Here is a 19,460-nt window from a genome sequence, read left to right as displayed (position 1 = left end):
ATTCGGGCGCGGGCAGGAGAAACCGCGTGATTCCGGCGTTTTTGGCTTTATGACGCGATATTACGCGGGGGTTCAAATCCCCCATTCTCCGCGTTTTGGCCCCGGTCCTTGGACCGGGGCCTTTTTGCATTCCCGAAGCCTCGGGCTTGGCCCGCCGAAGCCTGGGGCTCGGCCCCTCGAACGCCCTACACCCGTTCCGCGGCCACCCGTTCCAGCACCTCCCGGCACGCCAGGATTGCGGGATGGATCCGGCCTGCGGTGCGGGTTGAGGTGAAGACTGTCCGCTTGGGCAGCCCGGGCAGGTCCAGCAGCTGCAATGGCGTGGTGCGTCCCGTCCAGACGAGGTCCGGCATGAGTGCCACGGCATTGCCCGATTCGATGAGCCGGATCTGTGCTTGGAGGTCGGCGGTTTCGTAGCGGACGTCGGGCTCGAAGCCTGCGGAACGGCATGCTTGCTCCGCCCAGTGGCGGGACGCCGCACCGCGCGGTTCCATGACCCACGGCAGAGCAGCGGTGTCCGCAAGCGAGGAAATCGATTCGCCGCCGAGGCCAACCGGCGGAGTGGCCAGCCTGATGGCGTCGCTGGTCAGGGTGGCCCTGTCCAGGCCGGGGTGGTGCGGGGCGGCGTGTCCGGGGTATTGCTCGGCCACCACGATGTCGAAGTCGCGGGCCCACGTTTCATAGAGCGCAGTCTCCGGTTCGCGTTGGATCATCTCGACGCGCACCTCCGGATACTCGCTCTTCATGATGGTGAGAAAGTCCGGCATGAGAGCCAAAGCGGCGGTTTGGAACACGGCCAGCCGGACTGTGCCCGTGACCGTGGAAAGCGAGGCCGCCAAGTCCGTCTCCGCCCGCTCAAGGGTGGCCAGCAACGCGGCCGCATGTTCCACCAGGATCTCGGCCTGCGGGGTGAGTTGCACGCGTCTTCCCGACTTCCGAAGCAGTTTCACGCCGGCTTCCTTCTCCAGCAAGGTCAACTGCTGGGACACCGACGACGGGCTGTACTTCATCGCATCGGCCACTTCTGCGAGCGTTCCGCGGATCTTCAGTTCGTGCAGCAAGCGCAGCCTGCGGACATCCAGCATTCGGCCCTCCAGAAGGTTCTAGAAATCTAATGAATATTCTTCAGAAAAGATCGCTTTTCCTAATCTGATTGTAGATCCATACTGATGGAAACAAAGCCCTCTCCGCACCAAAGGAACGAAGCGCATGAGCACACCAACCCGGGATTCGAGCATCGACGCCAGGACGCAGTCCACCCTGGAATCCGGTCACCTCCAGGAGTTGGCCGATGAAGCCATCCAACTTGTCCGACACTGGCTCACCGAAGCCTCGAAGGTGCCGGTTGACGTTTCCGCGCAGCGCCTTGCCGGCGTCCTGAAGGATCCGAACGGCCTGGACTTCACGGTCGGATTCGTCGACGGCGTCATCCGCCCCGAAGACCTGTCCGTCGCCGGCCGCAACCTGGCCAAGCTTGCCCCGAAGGTCCCCGCCTTCCTGCCTTGGTACATGCGCGCTGCCGTACGCACCGGCGGCGTCATGGCGCCGGTCCTGCCGCAAGTGGTCATCCCGATCGCCCGCAAGGTCCTCCGTGACATGGTGGGCCACCTGATTGTGGACGCCACGGATGCCAAACTCGGTCCGGCCATCGCCAAGATCAAGCAGAACGGCGTCCACCTGAACGTGAACCTCCTGGGCGAGGCCGTCCTGGGCGAACGCGAAGCCAGCCGCAGGCTCCAGGGAACCCTCAAGCTCCTGGCTCGTGACGACGTCGACTACGTCTCCATCAAGGAGTCCTCCACGGTGGCCCCGCACTCGCTGTGGGCCTTCGACGAGGCAGTGGATCACGTGGTGGAGAAGCTCACCCCGCTCTACAGGCTGGCTGCATCATTCCCCAAGCCCAAGTTCATCAATCTGGACATGGAGGAATACAAGGACCTCAGCCTGACCATGGCCGTGTTCAAGCGCATCCTGGACAAACCCGAATTCAAGAACCTCGAGGCCGGCATCGTGCTTCAGGCGTACCTCCCGGATGCGCTCTCTGCCATGCAGGAACTGCAGGAATGGGCTGCGGTCCGCCGGGCAAACGGCGGCGCTCCCATTAAGGTGCGCGTCGTCAAGGGTGCCAACCTGCCCATGGAACAGGTCCAGGCCTCGATCCAGGGCTGGCCGCTGGCAACGTGGGGCACTAAGCAGGATTCGGACACCAACTACAAGCGCGTCCTCAACTACGCCCTCACCACCGAGCACATCGATGCGGTCCGGATCGGCGTCGCTGGCCACAACCTTTTCGATGTGGCGTTCGCCTGGTTGTTGGCCAAGGAACGTGGAGTGACCAAGGGTATCGAGTTCGAGATGCTTCTCGGCATGGCCACGGGCCAGGCCGCGGCCGTCCGCAAGGACGTCGGCAGCCTCCTGCTGTACACACCGGTGGTCCACCCGGGCGAGTTCGACGTCGCCATCGCCTACCTGATCCGCCGCCTCGAAGAAGGCGCCAGCCAGGACAACTTCATGTCCGCGGTATTTGAACTCAGCGAGAACGAAGCGCTCTTCGAGCGCGAGAAGAACCGCTTCCTTGCCTCCCTCGCGGCCGTGGACGACTCCGTTCCGCTGCCCAACCGCACCCAGAACCGCAACAAGCGAGCGGCGCCGGGGCCCACGGACCGTTTCGTCAACACTCCGGACACCGATCCTGCCCTGCCCGCCAACCGGGCCTGGGGCCGCGCCATCCTGGAGCGCATTCCGGGCTCCACCGCCGGCAACGCGATCGTTGAAGCCAGCAAGGTCAGTGACCCGCAGGAACTGGAACGCATCATCGCCGCCGCCGTCGAGGCCGGCGAAAAATGGGGCGCCATGCCGGCTGCGGAGCGCGCAGCCATCCTGCACCGTGCGGGCGACATCCTGGAATCCCGCCGCGCCGAGCTTCTTGAGGTCATGGCTTCCGAGACCGGCAAGACGATCGAACAGGGCGACCCCGAAGTCAGCGAAGCAATCGACTTCGCGCACTACTACGCCGAGCGCGCAAAGGACCTGGAAAAGGTCGACGGCGCCACGTTCGTCCCAGCGAACCTCACCGTCGTGACTCCGCCCTGGAACTTCCCGGTGGCGATTCCTGCGGGTTCCACGCTCGCGGCTCTCGCGGCGGGATCCGCCGTCGTGATCAAACCCGCAAAGCAGGCCCGCCGCTCCGGTTCCGTCATGGTGGACGCACTGTGGGAGGCCGGTGTGCCGCGCGAAGTGCTGGCGCTTGTGCAACTCGAAGAACGCGAACTGGGCACCCAGCTGGTCTCGCACCCCAGCGTTGACCGCGTGATCCTCACCGGCGGTTACGAGACCGCTGAGCTCTTCCGCTCCTTCCGGCAGGACCTCCCGCTGCTCGCGGAGACCTCCGGCAAGAACGCCATCATCGTCACTCCGCACGCGGACCTCGATCTAGCCGCCAAGGACGTCGTCTATTCGGCTTTCGGGCACGCCGGGCAGAAGTGCTCCGCGGCTTCGCTCGTGATCCTGGTGGGTTCCGTTGCCACCTCGGAGCGTTTCCATAACCAGTTGATCGACGCTACACGTTCCCTCAAGGTGGGCTACCCGGAACAGGCCACCACCCAAATGGGCCCGATTATCGAGCCGGCCAACGGCAAGCTCCTCAACGCGCTGACCACCCTCGGCGACGGTGAGACCTGGGCCGTGAAGCCGGAGAAGCTCGACGAGACCGGCCGCCTGTGGTCCCCGGGCATCCGGTTCGGCGTCAAGCGCGGCTCCTACTTCCACCTGACCGAGTTCTTCGGCCCGGTCCTCGGCGTCATGACCGCTTCGACCTTGGAAGAAGCCATCGCCATCCAGAATGAGATCGAATACGGCCTCACCGCCGGACTGCACTCGCTCGATTCCGATGAAATCGGCGTCTGGCTGGACACCATCCAGGCCGGCAACCTCTACGTGAACCGCGGCATCACGGGCGCCATCGTCCAGCGGCAGCCGTTCGGCGGCTGGAAGAAGTCGGCCGTGGGCGCGGGCACCAAAGCCGGCGGACCCAACTACCTCGTCGGACTGGGCGGCTGGCTCCCCGCAGAGCCCGGCGCGAAGCGCGGTGCCACGCTCAAGGGCGCGGCAGCTTCGATCCTTGCCGCTGCCAAGGCCGCAGGCCCGCTGGTCGAGGCCGGCGATGCAGAATCCCTGCAGAAGGCGCTCTTCAGTGACGCCGCGGCATGGGCAACGGAATTCGGCACCCGCAAGGACGTCTCCGGCCTGAGCGCCGAGCGCAACGTCTTCCGGTACAGGGCCGTCCCCGTGACCATCCGCTTGTCCGAAGGCGGGAAGCTCGTCGACTTGCTTCGCGTCGTAGCAGCCGGGGCAGTGGCGGGTTCGGCACTCACGGTGTCCTCCGCCGTCGAGCTTCCCGAATCGGTTGTGGCAGCGTTCGCGGTGCTCGGCGTGAGCACCCGCATCCAGAACGACGCCGAATGGCTGGCTTCCGCGGCAGGCATCAACGGTGGCCGCATCCGCCTGATCGGCGGGGACAGCAGCGCGCTGAGCGCCGCGACCGGCGGTCGTCCCGACGTCGCGATCTACCACGGCACGGTGACCCCGGCCGGACGCATCGAGATGCTGCCGTTCGTGCACGAGCAGGCCATCAGCATCACGGCGCACCGCTTCGGCACTCCGAACCACCTGTCGGACTCGCTGATCTAGCGGTTCGTCAAAGAAGCCCGGCAGGACGGCCACAAGCCTTTCCGCCGGGCTTCTTTGCGTCTACGCCTCGTACCCCAGGCGCCGCAACCGCTCACGGGCGGCCTGCTCGCTGGGGCCGCTGCGGCCCAGAGTCAGGCGCACGACGGCGAGGACCACCCGCGCGGCGAGAATCGACGGTAGCGGGATGGGGCCAAAACGGGCCTTTTCCAGCCCCAACAGTTCCCGATACCGGGGTTCCAGGCTGGCCACGGCCGCGGCGAACAAAATCCGGTAGCCGGGTTGCAGCGACGCTTTCAACGGGGGATAACGGATGAATTCGATGGTTTCCCTGAGCCGTTCGTCCGCGCGGAGGTGGCCGGAGGCATACCACTGGTCCATTTCCGACGCCACCTCGGCGAGGCTCAGGGGAGGGTCCTCGACTCCCATCAGGCGGCCGGCCTGGGCCCACTCGCGGACGTACGCATCGGTGCCCCCGGGGATGGCGCCTCCCCAGATCCGGTGCGCCGCCACGAACGAATCCGCGTACGCAACGTGGACCCAGCGCAGAAGCTCGGGATCGTTGGCTGAATACTCGCGGGCGCGGCCCTGGGCGTCAACGTAGCTGCCCTTGACGGAGTCGTGCACCCGCCGCACGAAGTGGGTTGCGGTCTCAGCGGCATCCATGGAGCCGTAGCTCACGGTGAAGATCCAACGGATCGTATTCGCCAGCCGGCCGAGGGGATCCCTTTTGAAGCCTGAATGGTCGTACACGCCCGCCAAGGCGCCGGGGTGCAGGGACTGCATGAGCAGCACCCGGATTCCCGCGACGATCGTGGACATGGACCCGTGGACAGCCCAGACGGCCGAGCCGGGAAGGTGGTATCCGGGGTCGTTTCCCTCAGCAAGCCGCAGCACCCAGTCGGGAGTGGACTGCGGGTGACCCGTGAAAGTCATCCGCAGTTCCGCTTGCCACTTCTTCAGGAAGTTGACCATGGTCCATTGTTGCGCAGCATTCTGTTGGCGCAAGGTGCGGCCTTGTTTACACAAAAGTGCCGGCCCGCTGTGGAAACAGCGGGCCGGCACCTCTCACACGAGTCCGCTTAGGCTGCGGGTTGCTCCGCAAGTGCCCGACGGCGGCGCGCCGGGGACGCTGCCACCAGCAGGGCCGCGATTGCCACGGCAGCGCTCAGGACCAAACCGGGACGGTACTGATCGAGCATGGCTGCCGCGCTGAGCGTGCTGCTCGTGCCATTGGTGCTGTGCCCGCTGACGATCGCAGTGGTCACGGCAAGGACAAGCGCTGCTCCGACCTGTGTGCTGGTCTGGATGAGTCCGGCGGCCAGACCCTGCTCTGAATCCCGGATGCCAGCGGTGGCTTGGACATTGATGGACGGGAAGGCCAAGGCGAAACCGATGCCCAGCAGGATAACCGAGGGAAGGATGTCCAGGACGTAGTTGGGCGAGGTTCCAACGCGGAGGAACAACACGTAGCCCAGTCCCAGCGAGGTCAGCCCTGTGAGGATAAGCTTCGGGGCCCCGAATTTCTCGATGAACCTGTCCGCGAAGGGGGCGCTTGTTGCCACCAGGAGCCCCGTGGGAAGCAAGGCAAGCGCCATGCCCAAAGGGGACCAGCCGAGAACCGACTGCAGGTACATGGTGAGGATGAACTGGAAGCTCAAATAGGAGCCGAACAATCCGATGGCGCTCAGGTTGGCACGGGCCACCCAGCCTTCACGAAGGATGCCGAAGCGGATGAGCGGGTGCTTGACGCGGTTTTCGATGACGGCGAAGGTTGCCAGCACGGCAGCGGAGATAGCGAATCCGGCGATTGTTGCCACAGATCCCCAGCCCTTCTCCGGAGCTGAAACCAAGGTGTATACGAGGCCAAGCATGCCGAGCGCGAGGGTGACCGCGCCCCAGACGTCATGGCCGCTCTCTTGCATGGATGGCTTGTCCCGGGGAATGAACAACATGCCGAGAAGCACAACGGCGACCGCGATCGGTACCGACACCAGGAAGGTCCAGCGCCAGCTCAAGCTGGTCATGAGCCCGCCGACCACCAGCCCGAGCGAAAAGCCGCTCGCGCCGAAAGTGGTGAAGATGGACAGAGCCTTGTTGCGCTCGCGGCCTTCAGCGAAGTTGGTGGTGATGATGGAGAACCCGGTAGGGGCAGTGAACGCCGCGGCCAGGCCTTTGACGAAGCGCGTGGCGATCAAGAGGGTCGGATCGTTCACGAGGCCGCCGAGGAGGGACGCCGCGGCGAACACGGCCAAGGCGATCAGGAAGATCCGGCGCCGGCCCAGCAGGTCGGCGAGCCGCCCGCCCAGGAGCAGGAGGCTCCCGTAGCCCAGGACATAGGCGGAAACGATCCACTGCAGGGAATCGGTTCCGAGGTGGAGTTCGTGGCCGATGGAGGGAAGGGCTACGCCCACCATGGAAACGTCCAGGCCGTCGAGGGCCAGGACGGTGCACACCACCATCAGCAGCAGCCACTGGGCTCTGGTCCAGCGGACGGCTGTATGGAGCTGCTCGGCAGATCTAGTGAGGGTGCTCGGTGAAGTCATGGATTCAATCTATATGACACGTCATTCAATGACAAGGAATATGACTAGGAATCTTATGACGTGGACTTTATTTGGCGTTTCGACTAGAATCAGGACATGGCAACAACGCAGGATCGCCAGCTGGTTGAGCAATGGCGCAGCATCCAGAACTCGTACTTCCGCACCGCGGCCGCCATAGACCGCGCCCTTGAAGCCAAGTTCGACATCGGCCTGAACGAATTCGAAATCCTCGATCTCGTCGCCGAAAGCGTCGACTCTGCCTGCCGCATGAAGGCGCTCGGGGAACGGACTCCCATGACCCAGAGCGCCGTCTCCAAGGTTGTTGACCGCCTCGAGAAGGCCGGACTCGTCTCCCGTGTGACCTGCGCGGATGACCGCCGCTCACTGTACCTCGAGCTGACCGACGCCGGCCGCGCGCTCCATTCGGATGCCGCCGTCGAGCACCGCGCGCTGCTGAAAGAGAACCTCGGCGAGTAGCCGGGCACGGTCCGGCGAGTAATCCGCGGACAGGCCAAGTAGGAAGTCGAGTGTTCCCATTCGATTTAATAGCGGCCAGAATGGGACAAGCGCGCCCGTACTACTGGGAATGAGCGCCTGTCTCAGGAGCCGCTGTGGGAAAGCATCATGAGTCTGGCCGGATTGTCGATCTGGTGCTCACAAGAAAACTCGGCCGGATCCTTTCGGCTTGCTTCCTCGCTGTCGTGGTGATCCTCGCTTTTGGTTTCCAGGGCCCGCGCCTGGGCGGTCCGGCAAGCGACGGATCGTTGGCGACGGGCCAGGTTGAACCCGGCATGCTGCCCACGGATAGTGCCACGTCGAGCGCGCAGGAGACCGTGCCTCAAAGCCCCTCATCGGCACCGGTGCAGGCAGGTGACAAAGCCACGGTGGCCTTTGAACGTTCCCCGGTCCAAACCCTCGACAAGAACGGCGTCGGTGCTCTCAACGTCTCCTCGAGTTCCCTCGACCGGCCCCCCGCCGGGAAACTCTACGCGCCGCTCGAAATGCTGCTTCCGAGCTCTCCCTTCGGGTTGAGGATCGATCCTTTCACCGGATTGCCGGGGGAGTTCCACTGGGGCCAGGATTTCGCCGCGGCTTGCGGCACGCTCGTCTACGCAGCCGACTCCGGCGTGGTCCGGGCCGTGGGCTGGCACCCTTGGGGCGGCGGCAATCGCGTGGAAATTGATCATGGCAACGGTCTCGTCACCACGTACAACCACCTGCAGGGAATCGCGGTGACCAAGGGGCAATCGGTCCGCGTGGGCGAGGTCATTGCCAGGGTGGGAACAACGGGTTCCTCGACTGGTTGCCACCTGCATTTCGAGACCATTCTCAACGGCGTCTACACCAACCCGATGAACTGGACGTTCCTGCCGACCAAACAGGTGGATCCCCTCGGCGATATCCCGATGGTCAGCTACCAGCCAGGTTCCGCCACCGCGACCTCGGCGGGGTCGGTCTGGTCCACCCCAGGGGCCGTGCCGACTGACCCGGGAGCCGCGCCCCCTGGACAGGCAGTCACCGGCGGGGTGCAGGAGACGAAGGTTGTGCCTCCAAGCCCGCCTGCTACGGGCACGCAAACGCCGACGGCGTCACCCACCGGGACGCCCAGACCGACGGGGACGCCAAGCGCTACGCCCAGACCGACGGCGACGCCCACGGCGTCACCCACCGGGACGCCCAGACCGACGGGGACGCCCAGACCGACGGGGACGCCAAGCGCGACGCCCAGACCGACCGCGACGCCGACTGCCACCCCAAGCGCGGCGCCGAAGCCCTCGCCGAGTGCCTCCCCCACGCCAAGCAAGACAGCGAGCGGCACTCCGTCCCCTACCGTGACGCAGGCTCCTACCAGGACGCAAGCGCCTGTGACATCGACGCCCACAGTGACAGCACCGCCTGTGGTGGCCGTACCGCCCACGGTGGCACCGACGTCGGGCCTCCCTGCTCCGGTCCCGACGGTGACGCACACCCAGTCAGCCCCGCCCCCGCCGGCGACGCCGGCACCTGCCAAGCCCACGCCGTCGGCGCCCGCGAGCCCCACGCCGTCGGTTACCGCGACCACCAAAACCACCCCTACGGCCCCCCGGCCGTAGAAGTCATCGCTTTCCTGGAGCCCGTCCGGCCGCACTGCCGCGCGTAGACTCGGAGGCGAGCTTGCCAAGGTTCCCCGTCGTAAGGAAGCGATTCAATGTCCCCGCTCTATAGCATCCCCCTGACGTTCAACGACGGCTCCGAAGCCGATTTCGGGCGTTTCGAGGGCAAAGCCGTACTGGTAGTCAATGTGGCTTCGAAGTGTGGATTCACCCGCCAGTACTCGGGACTTCAGGAGCTCTACGGCAAATACCGTGACCGCGGATTCGAGATTCTTGGTGTGCCGTGCAACCAGTTCGCCGGCCAGGAACAGGGGTCCGACGCCGAGATCGCGGAGTTCTGCCAGCGCAATTTCGGAGTCTCGTTCCCGCTCGCGAGCAAATCCAAGGTCCGGGGCAAACAGCAGCACCCGCTGTATGCCGAGCTGACCCGGACGGCCGACGGCTCCAAACCGCAGAAGGTGAAGTGGAACTTCGAAAAATTCCTCGTGAGCCGCGAAGGCGAGGTGCTCGCCCGCTTCCCGTCCGCCGTCGAGCCCGATTCCGAAAAGCTCATCGAGGCACTCGAAGAGGCCCTCGTCTAAGCAGGCTGGAACGAGCCGCGACTGACTCCTCCGGTGTGGGCCTGGCTGTTGTCAACAACGATTTCTCCGTCGACAACAGTCAGGATCACCGGCGTCTGCGCGAACTCGTCCGGCGCGGTGGTCAGGGGATTGTGTCCAACAATCGTCAGATCGGCGCGGGCTCCCCTCTCCACGATTCCGCCGACTTCGCCAACTGAGCGCCAGTACTGGCTCGTGTAGCCTTCGAGCGCGGCACGCGCGGACAGCGACTGCTGGGGCTGGACGGGCTCGACGTCGGGCCGGCCCGCCGGGCGGCGCGTCTGGGCTGAGGCGATGATCGCCCGCGGGTCGAAAGGCGCGATGGGCCAGTCCGATCCGAGGGCTACGATGGCTCCGGCGTCTCGGAGATCCCGGGTCCGCCACGCGTGGTTGGCCCGTTCGCTGCCAAGCCTGCGGGACCAGTTGTCGCTGTGGTCGGCGCGGCTGTAGAGGGCGCAATGCGTCGGCTGCAGGCTCGTGGCAGCCCCCGCGCTGATGATTTCCGCCAGGACCGAATCCGGGATGGACTCGATGTGCTCGATCCGGTGGACCGTGCCGTTCTTGGGAAGGGCCCCGATGGTCCGCGCGACGAAGGACACCGCTTTGTCGCCGATGGCGTGCGTGGTGGTGGGGATCCGGTCTTCGTGGAAGAACTTCATCGTTGCGGCGAGGGCCTCAGGATCATGCCAGAGCGGGTGGAGCGATTCTCCGTGGGTATCGGGTTCAAAGAGCCATGCCGTGCCATTGTCGATGGTTCCATCCATCATGAGCTTGATGCCGTGAACGTGCCAGCGCCTGCCGTGCCGGCCCTGTATCGCCAGCATGGCCTTCAGTTCTTCCTCGGTGGCACCGGGCATGACCCACGGGGAGATGCGCAGCCGGATGGCGAGCTCGCCTCTGCGTTCGAGGGCCTCCAGCACTTCCAGGGTGTCCGGGGCCCCGAAGTCCAGCATCTGGCCGGCTACCAGTCCGGCTTCGGCCATGGAACGCAGGAGTTCCCCGAGTTCGTCGACCCGCTGATCGAAGGAGGGCCGGGGGAGGATGCCGCGAACGAGGTCCTGGGCGGCCATTTCGTAGAGCATGCCGTTGGGCTTGCCGTGCTGGTCGACGCCGACATAGCCGCTGCCGGGAAGCTCTTCCATTCCGGTGATCCCGGCGAGCTTGAGGGCGGCGTCGGAGACGAGTGAGGCGTGGCCGTCGAACAGGGTGATGAATACGAGTTCGTCGTCGAGGATGCCGTCGAAGAGGGAGTTGTCGAAGACGGCATCCCCGAAGATGACAGGGTCCAGGCCCCAAGCGAACAACCAATCGGAGCCGACGGCGTGCGGCGTTGACGCGGCGTGCCGCGCGAGGGCGGCGCGGACGGCGTCGAGATCGGTGACCCCGCCCAGGTCAAGGCCACGGGCGATTTCCGCCCCGTGGATAGGGTGGATGTGGGCGTCGATCAGGCCGGGGCAGATGGTTGCGTCGCCGACGTCGATCACGTGTTTGGCCCGTGCGGTCCATTCGGCGGCGCGGTTGGCTGTCTGCCCGCCGTCGGCGCGGCCGACGTGCGCAATGCGGCCATTTGAGATGGCGACGAAACCGGCGGTCTCAGTGAGCGCCTCACCGTGGAGGATGCTGGACGAGAAGATGACGAGATCGATGGGCTCGGGCGTGGTCAAGATGTAACTCCTTGTGGTGTTCGGGTTTCCGACGCCTGCCCGGTGAGGATCAGTCGTCGTCGATAGCGGCCTTCAATCCTGCCGAGAGGACATCGGCCAGGAAGGCGAAGCGGTCTACGGGGTGCTCTGCCACGGCTTTCTTTGCCGCGAACAGATGCGGATAAGTGCCTTCCTCCTCTTCGTTGATGCTCCATGCTGATTCCATCGTCAATGCGTCGAGGCTTGCGCCAATCGCTGCGCTGTCGAGGGCTTCCAATGCCGGGATGATGAGGTGCCGCGGCGTCCCCGCGATCTCAAACGCTTCGACAAACTGGTCGTAGCGCTCCAGGGCTGCCGGGTGTGACACCGGCTGCGTGAGCAGGAGGGGAAGGAGCGCCGGCACCATGCTGTACGCCTTGCGGAGTGAGTCGAAGATCTTGCGGATGACGTCGTCGAGGCTGCCGGCCGGCAACTCGGGCATCGGAGCTTTTTCCACGAGCGCGCCGCGGGCCAGTTCGATGATCTCCTGGCGACCGGTGACGTGCTTGTAGAAAGATGACTGCCGGACGCCCAGGCGTTCCGCGAGCCGCGGGATGGAGAGGCTCTCTTCCTCTTGGAACATCTCGAGCGCCGCGCGGCCGATCGCCTTCCGCGAGAGCCTCGGTGTCCGGGGCCGTCCTAGTTGGCTGGTTTTGCTGGGAGTCTGCATCCCTCAAGACTAGGCTCCGGGATCACTCGGCGTGGCCGATCCGCTGGTAGGCGGCCGGGTTGACCTTGCGCAGCACGAGGGCCAGTACGGTTCCAGCGGCAAACAGGATCGGTGTGAACACGAGGAGCGTGGTGTTGACGGGATCTCCGGCCGGGAGGCCTGTGAGCAGTTGGGCATTGTTGGCCATCAGGTAGGTCACTACGCACATGATGATGGTGGCGACCGCGGCGGAAGGGACGACGTACCAACGAAGGCCGTGGTCCCTGGGCCGGGTGAAGAAGACCACGACGCCGACACCCGTGAGGGCCTGCAGGAGGAGGATGCCGATCACGCCCGGGGTGTTCGTCCAGATCAGGAACTGAGTGAAGGGGTCCAGGTGAAATAGGGCCGCGCCGATCACGAGGGCGAGCGCGAGGAGGGTTTGGTCGAAGCCGGCCACGGAGGGGGTGCGGTATCGGGGGCTGATGCGGCCGGAGCGTTTCGGGAAGATGCCCTCGCGGCTCAGGGACAGGGTGTAGCGATTGATGGTGTTGTGGAAGGAGAGTTGGGCGGCGAAGATGCTGGTGACGATCAGGACGCTCATAAGGTTCACGCACCAGCCACCTGCGAAGTTGCCCGCTGCGATGTAGGCGGTGTCCCCGGCGTCGAGGTGGCCCGCGGCGAACGCTTGCACGGCGGCCGCTCCGAAGGCCTGGACGATGATCCAGACGGCGAAGGCGTAGAACGCGCCGATGAATGCGATGGAGATGTAGGTGGCACGCGGGACGCTGCGGTCTGGGTCCCGGGCCTCTTCACGGTACAGGGCTCCGGATTCAAATCCCATGAAGGCGGAAAAACCAAGCCCAAGGACTGCAGCGAACTGCGGGGAGAAGATGGCCTGCGGGCTGAATGAATCGAAGCTGATTCCGTGTGCGCCGCCTTGGGCAAGTACGAAGGCGGCGACGATGGCGACGATCAGGGTTTCGAGGGTGAGCAGGACGGCGAGAACCTTGGCGCCGACGTCGATCCCGCGCCAGCCCAAGTAGCAGACGGCACCGATCGACACGATCGCGTAGAGCCACCAGGGAAGTTCCACACCGGTGAAGGACTTCACGGCGAGGTTGGCCTGGATACCCAGCAGGCCGTAGAGGCCGATCTGCAGGCCGTTGTAGCTCATCCAGGCAGTTAGGCCGGAACCGAGGCCGACCACGCGGCCGAGGGTTTTCGAGATGTACCCGTAGAACCCGCTGTAGGACCGGACGTGGCGGGTGAGCGCCATGAAACCGATGGCGAACAGGCCCAGGCCGATAGCCGCGGCGATGTAGATGGAGGGAGCGCCGACGCCGCCCACAGCGAGGGCGAGCGGGGCGATGCCGACCACGATGGTCAGCGGAGCTGCCGCTGACACCAACATGAACACAATGTCGCGAGTGCCGATTGCGTTCTTCTTCAATCCAAGCTCAGGGCTGGACGTTGCGGGCGGCGCCATTGCCGCTGTTTCTTTAGTGAAAGCCAGCCACTTATTGTGAGGGGCGGCACATGTTTGAGTCAAGAGGACACCGACGCCCGCTCACTTATGTCGCGGTTTGGTGAATCGCTCGCTCACCTATGCCGTCTTTTGGTCTATCGCTCGCTCACCTTTGGTGAGCGGGCGTCGTCGAAAGTTGCCCTATTGGTGAGCGGGGATCGCCGCGGAAGGTGAGTAATTTTCCAACATTCCGCCCGTAAGTTACCCTGCGTTAGCCTTTTGTCTGGTTGGATTGGGTTTATTGGGGCAGACACTGGAGGCGCCGTCTCCTACCGACCCGAAGGTAGTAATGGAGCTCATCGAGGCCGAATATCCTCGGCCAGGACACGTCCTTCTGCACCTTAGCGACTCCCATTTGGTGGGAGGGTCGGAGCCCCTTTACGGCGCGGTCGATAGCGAAGCCCATCTCAGGCAACTATTTTCGGAAGTGCACGCGTCAAAGGTCCGTCCCGACGCCGTGATCTTCACCGGGGACCTCGCCGATCAAGGTGAGCCGGGCGCCTACGCCAAACTCCGGTCGATCGTCGAGCCTGCCTCCCGAGAGATGGGCGCGCGGGTGATCTGGGCGATGGGAAACCACGACGATCGGGCGAACTTCCGTGCCGGCCTCTTCGACCAGAGCGACAATGACGCCCCGGTGGATCACAGCTACTTCGTCAACGGCCTGCGGATCATCACGCTCGATACCTCCGTGCCTGGCTTCCATCACGGTGAGATAAGCCAGAGCCAGCTCGACTGGTTGGGATCGGAGCTCGCGACGCCGGCTCCTGACGGCACGATCCTCGCACTCCACCATCCTCCGGTCCCGAGCGTCCTTGACCTCTCCATCCTGGTGGAGCTGCGCGGCCAAGCGGCGCTGGCCGACGTCGTGCGCAATTCCGATGTCCGTTCCATCCTGGGCGGCCACTTGCACTACTCCACCACAGCCACGTTCGCGGGCGTGCCGGTATCAGTGGCTTCCGCGAGTTGCTACACACAGGACCTCAACGTTCCGCAGGGCGGTACCCGCGGACGGGACGGCGCCCAGGCGTTCAACCTGGTGCACGTTTACGAGCAGACGATCGTGCATTCAGTGGTGCCATTGGGAAAATCGCCGACTGTCGGTGAGTACGTCAGCCCGGAAGCCACCAGGCGCCGGCTCGCCGAAGCAGGCATCCGGATTCCCCAGCGAGCTACGCACGAACGCGGTTCAAGGGCCGATGCGAAGCGCCCGGAGATGACCCGCCGCTAGAGCACTACTTCTCCCACGGCGCCTTGACCGGGAAGTACTTCTCCATGAAGTCCGTCACGAGTCCGGCCCGTTCGTCGGCAGCCACCTCGGGGAAGCTGCCATCGTTGAGGCAGAAGAAATCCACGTTGCGTTTGGCGAGCAAGGTGGGCAGGTAGTGCAGCCCGGACCACAGTGTGGTGTCCACATACCTGACCTTGGCTGCCGTCTGCGTCACGGCCCGGCCCGTGAGCAACGAGTAGTAGTGGTAGAACGAGTTGGTTACCGAGATGTTGTCTGCCGCGCGGAACCTGCTGCCCGCCGTCTTGGCGAATTCGGCCGGAAACTCGCGCTCCATCTCTGCGATCACGCTGCGGCGAAGGGGCGCGGCGGTGTGCTCCAGATGGCGAGTTGTGATGCGCCCGAACCGCTCCCAGAGGAGCTTCCTGTTGACGCGGGCCGCGTTCTCGAAGCCGCTGCGTTCGGCGTCGTTCTCTCCCAGCCCGATCCGGGTGGAAGCTTCGATGAACTTGGTGATTCCGCCGGGAGTGAAGAACATGTCCGGTGCTACGGGCCGGCCGAAGAACATGTCGTCGTTGGAATACAGGAAGTGCTCGGAGAGTCCCTCAATGTGGTGCAACTGGGATTCCACGGCCTGGGAATTGTGGGTGGGCAGCACTGTGGGGTCCTTGAAGAACTCCTCGCTGCGCATGATCCTGACGCTCGGGTGCTCGGCCAGCCACTCCGGCGCGGGGGAGTCCGTGGCGATGTAGATCCGCCGAATCCAGGGCGCGTACATGTAGACGGAGCGCAGGGCATATTTGAGCTCGTTGATCTGCCGGAAACGGGCCTCGTGGGCGTCGCCCTCGCCCACGATGACGTCTTTCATCTGTTCGCGACGGGCCGCAATGTACGCCGGATCGTTGCCGTCCACCCACGAAAAGACAATGTCGACGTCGAAATCGATGTCGCTCGCGTGGTCCGCGAACATGTTCTCGATGGTCGGCCAGCTCAGCCCGTGGCGTTCCACCGTGCCCCGGACAGCATCCTGGCGCAACATGGTCCGCCGGGTCAGGGAGTTTTCCACCGGCAACACGAGTTGTTCGCCGTCGAACTCCCACAATTCCAGTTGCACGCCCAGCGAGGGGCCGTAGGTCAGCCCGCCGCCGGGTTCCACGCGTGGACGGAAGAGCCGGAAGATCCTGGCCTTCCGGTTGTTCGAGAGCTCGCCGTCGGCAACCAGCAACGTGGATTTCTTCCGCGCGTCAACGGTCATGGAGTAGAACGGCTCGTTCCGGAAAGCCGACACCAAAGCCTGGCGCAGTTTCTTCCGGAGCTTCCAATCGACGGCGATCACGGGCCGGTGATCATTGCCGCGGACCAGGATGAAGTCCAGCCCGGCGGCGTCCAGTGCGGCGCGGATCACGAGGAGGTCTTCGACCATCACCTGCTGCGGGGTGCGGTTCTGGTTCAGCAAGCTGTATCGGCCGCGATGGCGGACGACGTCGGCCCGGTGCTTGAGGCGCGCGTCAACTGCGGGCGATGTCGGTTCGGGAACGACCGCATCGTCGTCGGAGGCGGGGCTACCGAAGTAGATTGCTTGCTGGTCCATGACTGTGATGGCTTTTCTCCGAAAGGTTGTGGTTCGCGCGGGCCCGGTGACCTTTAGCCGACCAACGCTTCACGCCAACTGCGCAGGAATGCGCCTCCGGCGTCGTCGTGAATGACGTCCTCGCCCAGGCCGAGGTCTGTGGCTGTAAGAACATCGTAGGGCTTGTTGGGCACTCCGTCCGCCGGCCGGACGTCGACGTGCTTGACGCTGTGGTCGTTGTGGTGGAGCCAATCCGCCATCGCGTAGTCCGTGCGCGAATCTCCCACCGTCCGCCAGGCCTGCGGCGTGATTCCCTGGGCGGCGAGGAGTTCCACTGCGCGGCTGGCGCCGAGATCCTTGCCAAGCCGGATGGACTCGATGTCCGTGGAGATGATGGTGGGATCCAGGCGGTAGTCGGCGGCGTCGTCGGACTCTGGTGCGTGGTGATCCAGGAGAGCGGCGGAGAGCCCGTGCCTGCCCATGAGCTCCAGGGCATCGGCGTCGAAGAGCTTCTGCTCGGCCAGGTAGTCGTCATTTGAGACATCCAGATGCTGCTCCACCGAAACCATCGCGCGCTTTGTCTCGTCGAAGAACATGTGCGTCGCATAGTCCTCGGCCACCATGCGGCGGACGTCGTCGCCGTAGGCCTTCGGAACAGCAAGGTCATGGTCCACATGGATGGGTCCCGGGCCGCCCGAGGTGTAGCTGAACCACACGGCGCCCTTCTCGCAGATCGCGTGGACTACCGTTCCCGCAGGCATTCCGGCGGCGATCATGGGCGCCATGACCTGCTCGCGAATGAAAGCGTCTGAGCGGCCGGTGTTGAAAATGACGGGGATGCCTGCGGATGCCAAGCCCACGAGGTCGGCGATGATTTCCGGCTTCACGTCGCGCGTCACGGGACTCGCGACAGGGCCGTCGACGTCGAGGAGGAGTGCGAGGGCGGGAGCAGCCTGGTGCGTGCCTGGCATTGAAGCGGTCATGAACCCATTCTGTCAGTACGGCGTGATGGCGGCATCGGTGTGACGGCGACGGCGACAGGGGGCGCCGTTTCAGCGCGCACCGTCCGTCAACGGTTACCTTTTGGCCACAACCTTGGTCACCGACTTCTCACAAGTTCCCTTGGACGCCTTACTTCTTTAGGCTTGCAAAGTGATATTTAAAGCTGTGGGCGAGGGACGCCCGTACCCTGACCATGGTTTTTCCACGCCCAAGGACTGGGCCTCGCTGCCTCCGCGTCCGGTCCGGCTCGACGAACTTGTCACCACTAAGCGCACCCTTGACCTGGAAGCACTGCTGGCCGAGGATTCAACGTTCTTCGGCGACCTTTTCCCGCATGTGGTGCAGTACCAAGGCCTGCTGTATCTCGAAGACGGGCTCCACCGTGCAGTCCGTACTGCGCTCCACCAGCGCACGGCCATCCACGCCCGTGTCCTGGTGATAGATGGTTAACGAAATAATCCCGGAGGAGCAGGTGGCAGTGCCCGAAAATGCGGATCCGAGGAAGCGCCGGAAACGTCCCCGTCGTCAGAAAGACCCGGCGATTCTGCATGGGCATCGGGTTGTCACCGGTCCGGAACTTCGGGCAACCTTTGCTGAGGCTCCCCGCCCTGAGAGCCATCCCGGGTGGTTCAGCCGCCGCCTCTTCCATGGGATCGTTCTCGCGCTGCTCGTCGGACTGGTCGTTGCCGGACTCGTGGGCGCATGGGCAGTGATGAACGGTGTGATCCGCTTCCCCTCGGCCGTTGCAAGCCAGGCGCCGGCGGCCGTGTGTCCTGCCACTGTTTTCGACTACACGCCCAACAACAAGGTCAAGGTCAATATCTACAATGCCGCGGGCAGGCCGGGCCTGGCCAAGAACGTGGCAGATCAGTTGAAGGCCCGGGGATACAACGTTGGCACCGTCGACAACTCCACCACCAGCTACACAGGCCCCGCTGTGGTTGTCTCCGGATCCGGCGGCCAAGCGGCGGCGTTCAACATCCAAAGGAACATCGCGGGTACCGACTACGTTCAGGACCAACGCACGGATGCCTCTGTAGACCTCATCCTCGCGCCCGGCTTCTCGGCATTGGTGCCGCCGGAATTGGTGGATAACACCCCTGGCAAGCTCAGTTGTCCCCGGTTGGAACAGAGGATTGCGGACAATGCGAAGCTGCCGGTGATGCCGACGCCTTAGCGTTGCCTTCCAAGGACAGCGTTAGCCCCACGGCCGGGTCACGCCAAGCGCGCGGGCCGGCCGTCGTCGTCGAACCTTGCTCCTGCGCCCAACTGGATGAACCGCACGGTCTGCACCAGCCGCTCCTCACGTTCGTCCAGCTCCGCCCCGTTCGCGGCATTGCCGCGTGCCGCGCTGGAGGAAAGAGTACCGTGGATGAGCCTGGCGAGCTGTCCGACGTCGGTGGGCGGGAGGTAGCCGGCCGCGATTCCGTCGCGCAGGATGTCCTGGAGCAGCAGGTTGAGTTCGCCGACGTGATCTGCCAATTTCGCGAAGGAAGCGGGGGAGAGGACAGCCGCCATCGCAGGACCCGGCGGGAGGTGCCGGCGGCTCAGGTCCTCCACCTGGGCGCGGACGTAAAGGGCCAGGCGGTCCACCGGATTCTGCAGTGCCGCAAGGGATTCGCGTAGATCGCCCAGGAATCGCTCGGTCTCGTCCAGGGCGTACGCGATGAGGAGCTGTTCCATGTCGGCATAGTAGTTGTATACCGCCGTCCGGCCGACGCCGGCGTGCCGCGCGACGTCGGTCATGGTCAAGCCGGGCAGGCCATGGGTGAAGAGCAGTTCGCCGAAAGCTGTCAGGACCCGGCGTCGGGTTTCAGCGCGTTGCGCCGCGTTGCTGGCGGCCGTAATCCTAGGCATACCGACACTTTACAGTGATC

The 19,460-nt window shown here is 64.6% G+C and carries 16 protein-coding genes and 1 pseudogene; 7 read left to right on the top strand and 10 right to left on the bottom strand.

Annotation, left to right across the window (positions count from 1 at the left end):
- Positions 1–185: 185 nt before the first annotated feature.
- Positions 186–1,085, bottom strand: a complete 900-nt coding sequence (locus AB0O52_RS17385; protein WP_364540007.1) for a LysR substrate-binding domain-containing protein — start codon at positions 1,083–1,085, stop codon at positions 186–188.
- 124 nt (positions 1,086–1,209) lie between these two features.
- On the opposite strand from AB0O52_RS17385, the gene AB0O52_RS17380 reads away from it, so the two are divergent.
- Positions 1,210–4,689: a bifunctional proline dehydrogenase/L-glutamate gamma-semialdehyde dehydrogenase gene (locus AB0O52_RS17380; RefSeq protein WP_364540005.1), complete on the top strand. Its 3,480-nt coding sequence runs from the start codon at positions 1,210–1,212 to the stop codon at positions 4,687–4,689.
- Positions 4,690–4,749: 60 nt separating this feature from the next.
- Here AB0O52_RS17380 and AB0O52_RS17375 read toward each other — a convergent pair whose 3' ends face one another.
- Together AB0O52_RS17375 and AB0O52_RS17370 are read right to left on the bottom strand one after the other, a co-directional pair.
- On the bottom strand, positions 4,750–5,661 hold the full coding sequence (locus tag AB0O52_RS17375) for an oxygenase MpaB family protein (protein WP_364540247.1): 912 nt from the start codon (positions 5,659–5,661) through the stop codon (positions 4,750–4,752).
- A gap of 107 nt (positions 5,662–5,768) precedes the next feature.
- Positions 5,769–7,232: an MFS transporter gene (locus AB0O52_RS17370; protein WP_364540003.1), complete on the bottom strand. Its 1,464-nt coding sequence runs from the start codon at positions 7,230–7,232 to the stop codon at positions 5,769–5,771.
- Positions 7,233–7,328: 96 nt separating this feature from the next.
- On the opposite strand from AB0O52_RS17370, the gene AB0O52_RS17365 reads away from it, so the two are divergent.
- Entirely contained in the window at positions 7,329–7,709 is a 381-nt protein-coding gene (locus AB0O52_RS17365) for a MarR family transcriptional regulator (protein ID WP_364540001.1), read from the top strand.
- Positions 7,710–8,023: 314 nt separating this feature from the next.
- A pseudogene (locus AB0O52_RS17360) lies at positions 8,024–8,572 on the top strand (M23 family metallopeptidase); the annotation flags it as partial.
- 74 nt (positions 8,573–8,646) lie between these two features.
- Here AB0O52_RS17360 and AB0O52_RS17355 read toward each other — a convergent pair.
- Positions 8,647–9,294 (bottom strand): hypothetical protein, encoded by a 648-nt coding sequence (locus tag AB0O52_RS17355; RefSeq protein WP_364540264.1) that lies wholly within the window; start codon positions 9,292–9,294, stop codon positions 8,647–8,649.
- Between the two features lie 126 nt (positions 9,295–9,420).
- Between AB0O52_RS17355 and AB0O52_RS17350 the strand changes: the two genes are divergently transcribed.
- A complete protein-coding gene (locus AB0O52_RS17350) occupies positions 9,421–9,906 on the top strand; it encodes a glutathione peroxidase (protein WP_364539999.1) in 486 nt (161 codons plus the stop codon).
- On the opposite strand, the gene AB0O52_RS17345 is transcribed toward AB0O52_RS17350, so the two are convergent.
- The 3 genes from AB0O52_RS17345 to AB0O52_RS17335 are packed head-to-tail and all read right to left on the bottom strand — an operon-like array spanning position 9,903 to position 13,744.
- Positions 9,903–11,588: an amidohydrolase gene (locus tag AB0O52_RS17345; RefSeq protein WP_364539997.1), complete on the bottom strand. Its 1,686-nt coding sequence runs from the start codon at positions 11,586–11,588 to the stop codon at positions 9,903–9,905. The genes AB0O52_RS17350 and AB0O52_RS17345 overlap by 4 nt on opposite strands.
- A gap of 49 nt (positions 11,589–11,637) precedes the next feature.
- Positions 11,638–12,276, bottom strand: coding sequence for a hypothetical protein (locus AB0O52_RS17340; protein WP_364539995.1), 639 nt, complete (start codon positions 12,274–12,276; stop codon positions 11,638–11,640).
- A gap of 22 nt (positions 12,277–12,298) precedes the next feature.
- Complete coding sequence (locus AB0O52_RS17335; RefSeq protein WP_364539993.1) at positions 12,299–13,744, bottom strand: APC family permease; 1,446 nt, start codon at positions 13,742–13,744, stop codon at positions 12,299–12,301.
- 328 nt (positions 13,745–14,072) lie between these two features.
- Here AB0O52_RS17335 and AB0O52_RS17330 point away from each other — a divergent pair, with 328 nt between their 5' ends.
- A complete protein-coding gene (locus AB0O52_RS17330; protein ID WP_364539990.1) occupies positions 14,073–15,014 on the top strand; it encodes a phosphodiesterase in 942 nt (313 codons plus the stop codon).
- 4 nt (positions 15,015–15,018) lie between these two features.
- Here the strand turns inward: AB0O52_RS17330 and AB0O52_RS17325 are convergent, their stop codons facing one another.
- Positions 15,019–16,602: a stealth family protein gene (locus tag AB0O52_RS17325; protein ID WP_364539987.1), complete on the bottom strand. Its 1,584-nt coding sequence runs from the start codon at positions 16,600–16,602 to the stop codon at positions 15,019–15,021.
- A gap of 53 nt (positions 16,603–16,655) precedes the next feature.
- A complete protein-coding gene (locus tag AB0O52_RS17320; RefSeq protein ID WP_364539985.1) occupies positions 16,656–17,564 on the bottom strand; it encodes a hypothetical protein in 909 nt (302 codons plus the stop codon).
- A 169-nt stretch (positions 17,565–17,733) separates the two neighbouring features.
- Between AB0O52_RS17320 and AB0O52_RS17315 the strand changes: the two genes are divergently transcribed.
- Positions 17,734–18,033 (top strand): type II toxin-antitoxin system VapB family antitoxin, encoded by a 300-nt coding sequence (locus tag AB0O52_RS17315; protein ID WP_059388531.1) that lies wholly within the window; start codon positions 17,734–17,736, stop codon positions 18,031–18,033.
- Complete coding sequence (locus AB0O52_RS17310) at positions 18,026–18,760, top strand: LytR C-terminal domain-containing protein (RefSeq protein WP_364539981.1); 735 nt, start codon at positions 18,026–18,028, stop codon at positions 18,758–18,760. Before AB0O52_RS17315 ends, AB0O52_RS17310 begins: the two co-directional genes overlap by 8 nt.
- A 38-nt stretch (positions 18,761–18,798) precedes the next feature.
- Here the strand turns inward: AB0O52_RS17310 and AB0O52_RS17305 are convergent, their stop codons facing one another.
- Entirely contained in the window at positions 18,799–19,440 is a 642-nt protein-coding gene (locus AB0O52_RS17305; protein ID WP_364539978.1) for a TetR/AcrR family transcriptional regulator, read from the bottom strand.
- Between the last annotated feature and the right edge of the window lie 20 nt (positions 19,441–19,460).

This window comes from Arthrobacter sp. NPDC080073, assembly GCF_040686575.1.
Taxonomy (GTDB): Bacteria; Actinomycetota; Actinomycetes; order Actinomycetales; family Micrococcaceae; genus Arthrobacter.
Note: the sequence above shows the minus strand (reverse complement) of the source record. Positions and strands in the feature narration are given on the sequence as shown.

What these genes read in the sequence shown, in the direction of transcription:
- AB0O52_RS17305 (WP_364539978.1), bottom strand. Translation starts at nt 19,440, where the DNA reads ATGCCTAGGATTACGGCCGCCAGCAACGCGGCGCAACGCGCTGAAACC.
- AB0O52_RS17340 (WP_364539995.1), bottom strand. Translation starts at nt 12,276, where the DNA reads ATGCAGACTCCCAGCAAAACCAGCCAACTAGGACGGCCCCGGACACCG.
- AB0O52_RS17350 (WP_364539999.1), top strand. Translation starts at nt 9,421, where the DNA reads ATGTCCCCGCTCTATAGCATCCCCCTGACGTTCAACGACGGCTCCGAA.
- AB0O52_RS17330 (WP_364539990.1), top strand. Translation starts at nt 14,073, where the DNA reads ATGGAGCTCATCGAGGCCGAATATCCTCGGCCAGGACACGTCCTTCTG.
- AB0O52_RS17385 (WP_364540007.1), bottom strand. Translation starts at nt 1,085, where the DNA reads ATGCTGGATGTCCGCAGGCTGCGCTTGCTGCACGAACTGAAGATCCGC.
- AB0O52_RS17320 (WP_364539985.1), bottom strand. Translation starts at nt 17,564, where the DNA reads ATGACCGCTTCAATGCCAGGCACGCACCAGGCTGCTCCCGCCCTCGCA.
- AB0O52_RS17375 (WP_364540247.1), bottom strand. Translation starts at nt 5,661, where the DNA reads ATGGTCAACTTCCTGAAGAAGTGGCAAGCGGAACTGCGGATGACTTTC.
- AB0O52_RS17335 (WP_364539993.1), bottom strand. Translation starts at nt 13,744, where the DNA reads ATGGCGCCGCCCGCAACGTCCAGCCCTGAGCTTGGATTGAAGAAGAAC.
- AB0O52_RS17370 (WP_364540003.1), bottom strand. Translation starts at nt 7,232, where the DNA reads ATGACTTCACCGAGCACCCTCACTAGATCTGCCGAGCAGCTCCATACA.
- AB0O52_RS17380 (WP_364540005.1), top strand. Translation starts at nt 1,210, where the DNA reads ATGAGCACACCAACCCGGGATTCGAGCATCGACGCCAGGACGCAGTCC.
- AB0O52_RS17325 (WP_364539987.1), bottom strand. Translation starts at nt 16,602, where the DNA reads ATGGACCAGCAAGCAATCTACTTCGGTAGCCCCGCCTCCGACGACGAT.
- AB0O52_RS17310 (WP_364539981.1), top strand. Translation starts at nt 18,026, where the DNA reads ATGGTTAACGAAATAATCCCGGAGGAGCAGGTGGCAGTGCCCGAAAAT.
- AB0O52_RS17365 (WP_364540001.1), top strand. Translation starts at nt 7,329, where the DNA reads ATGGCAACAACGCAGGATCGCCAGCTGGTTGAGCAATGGCGCAGCATC.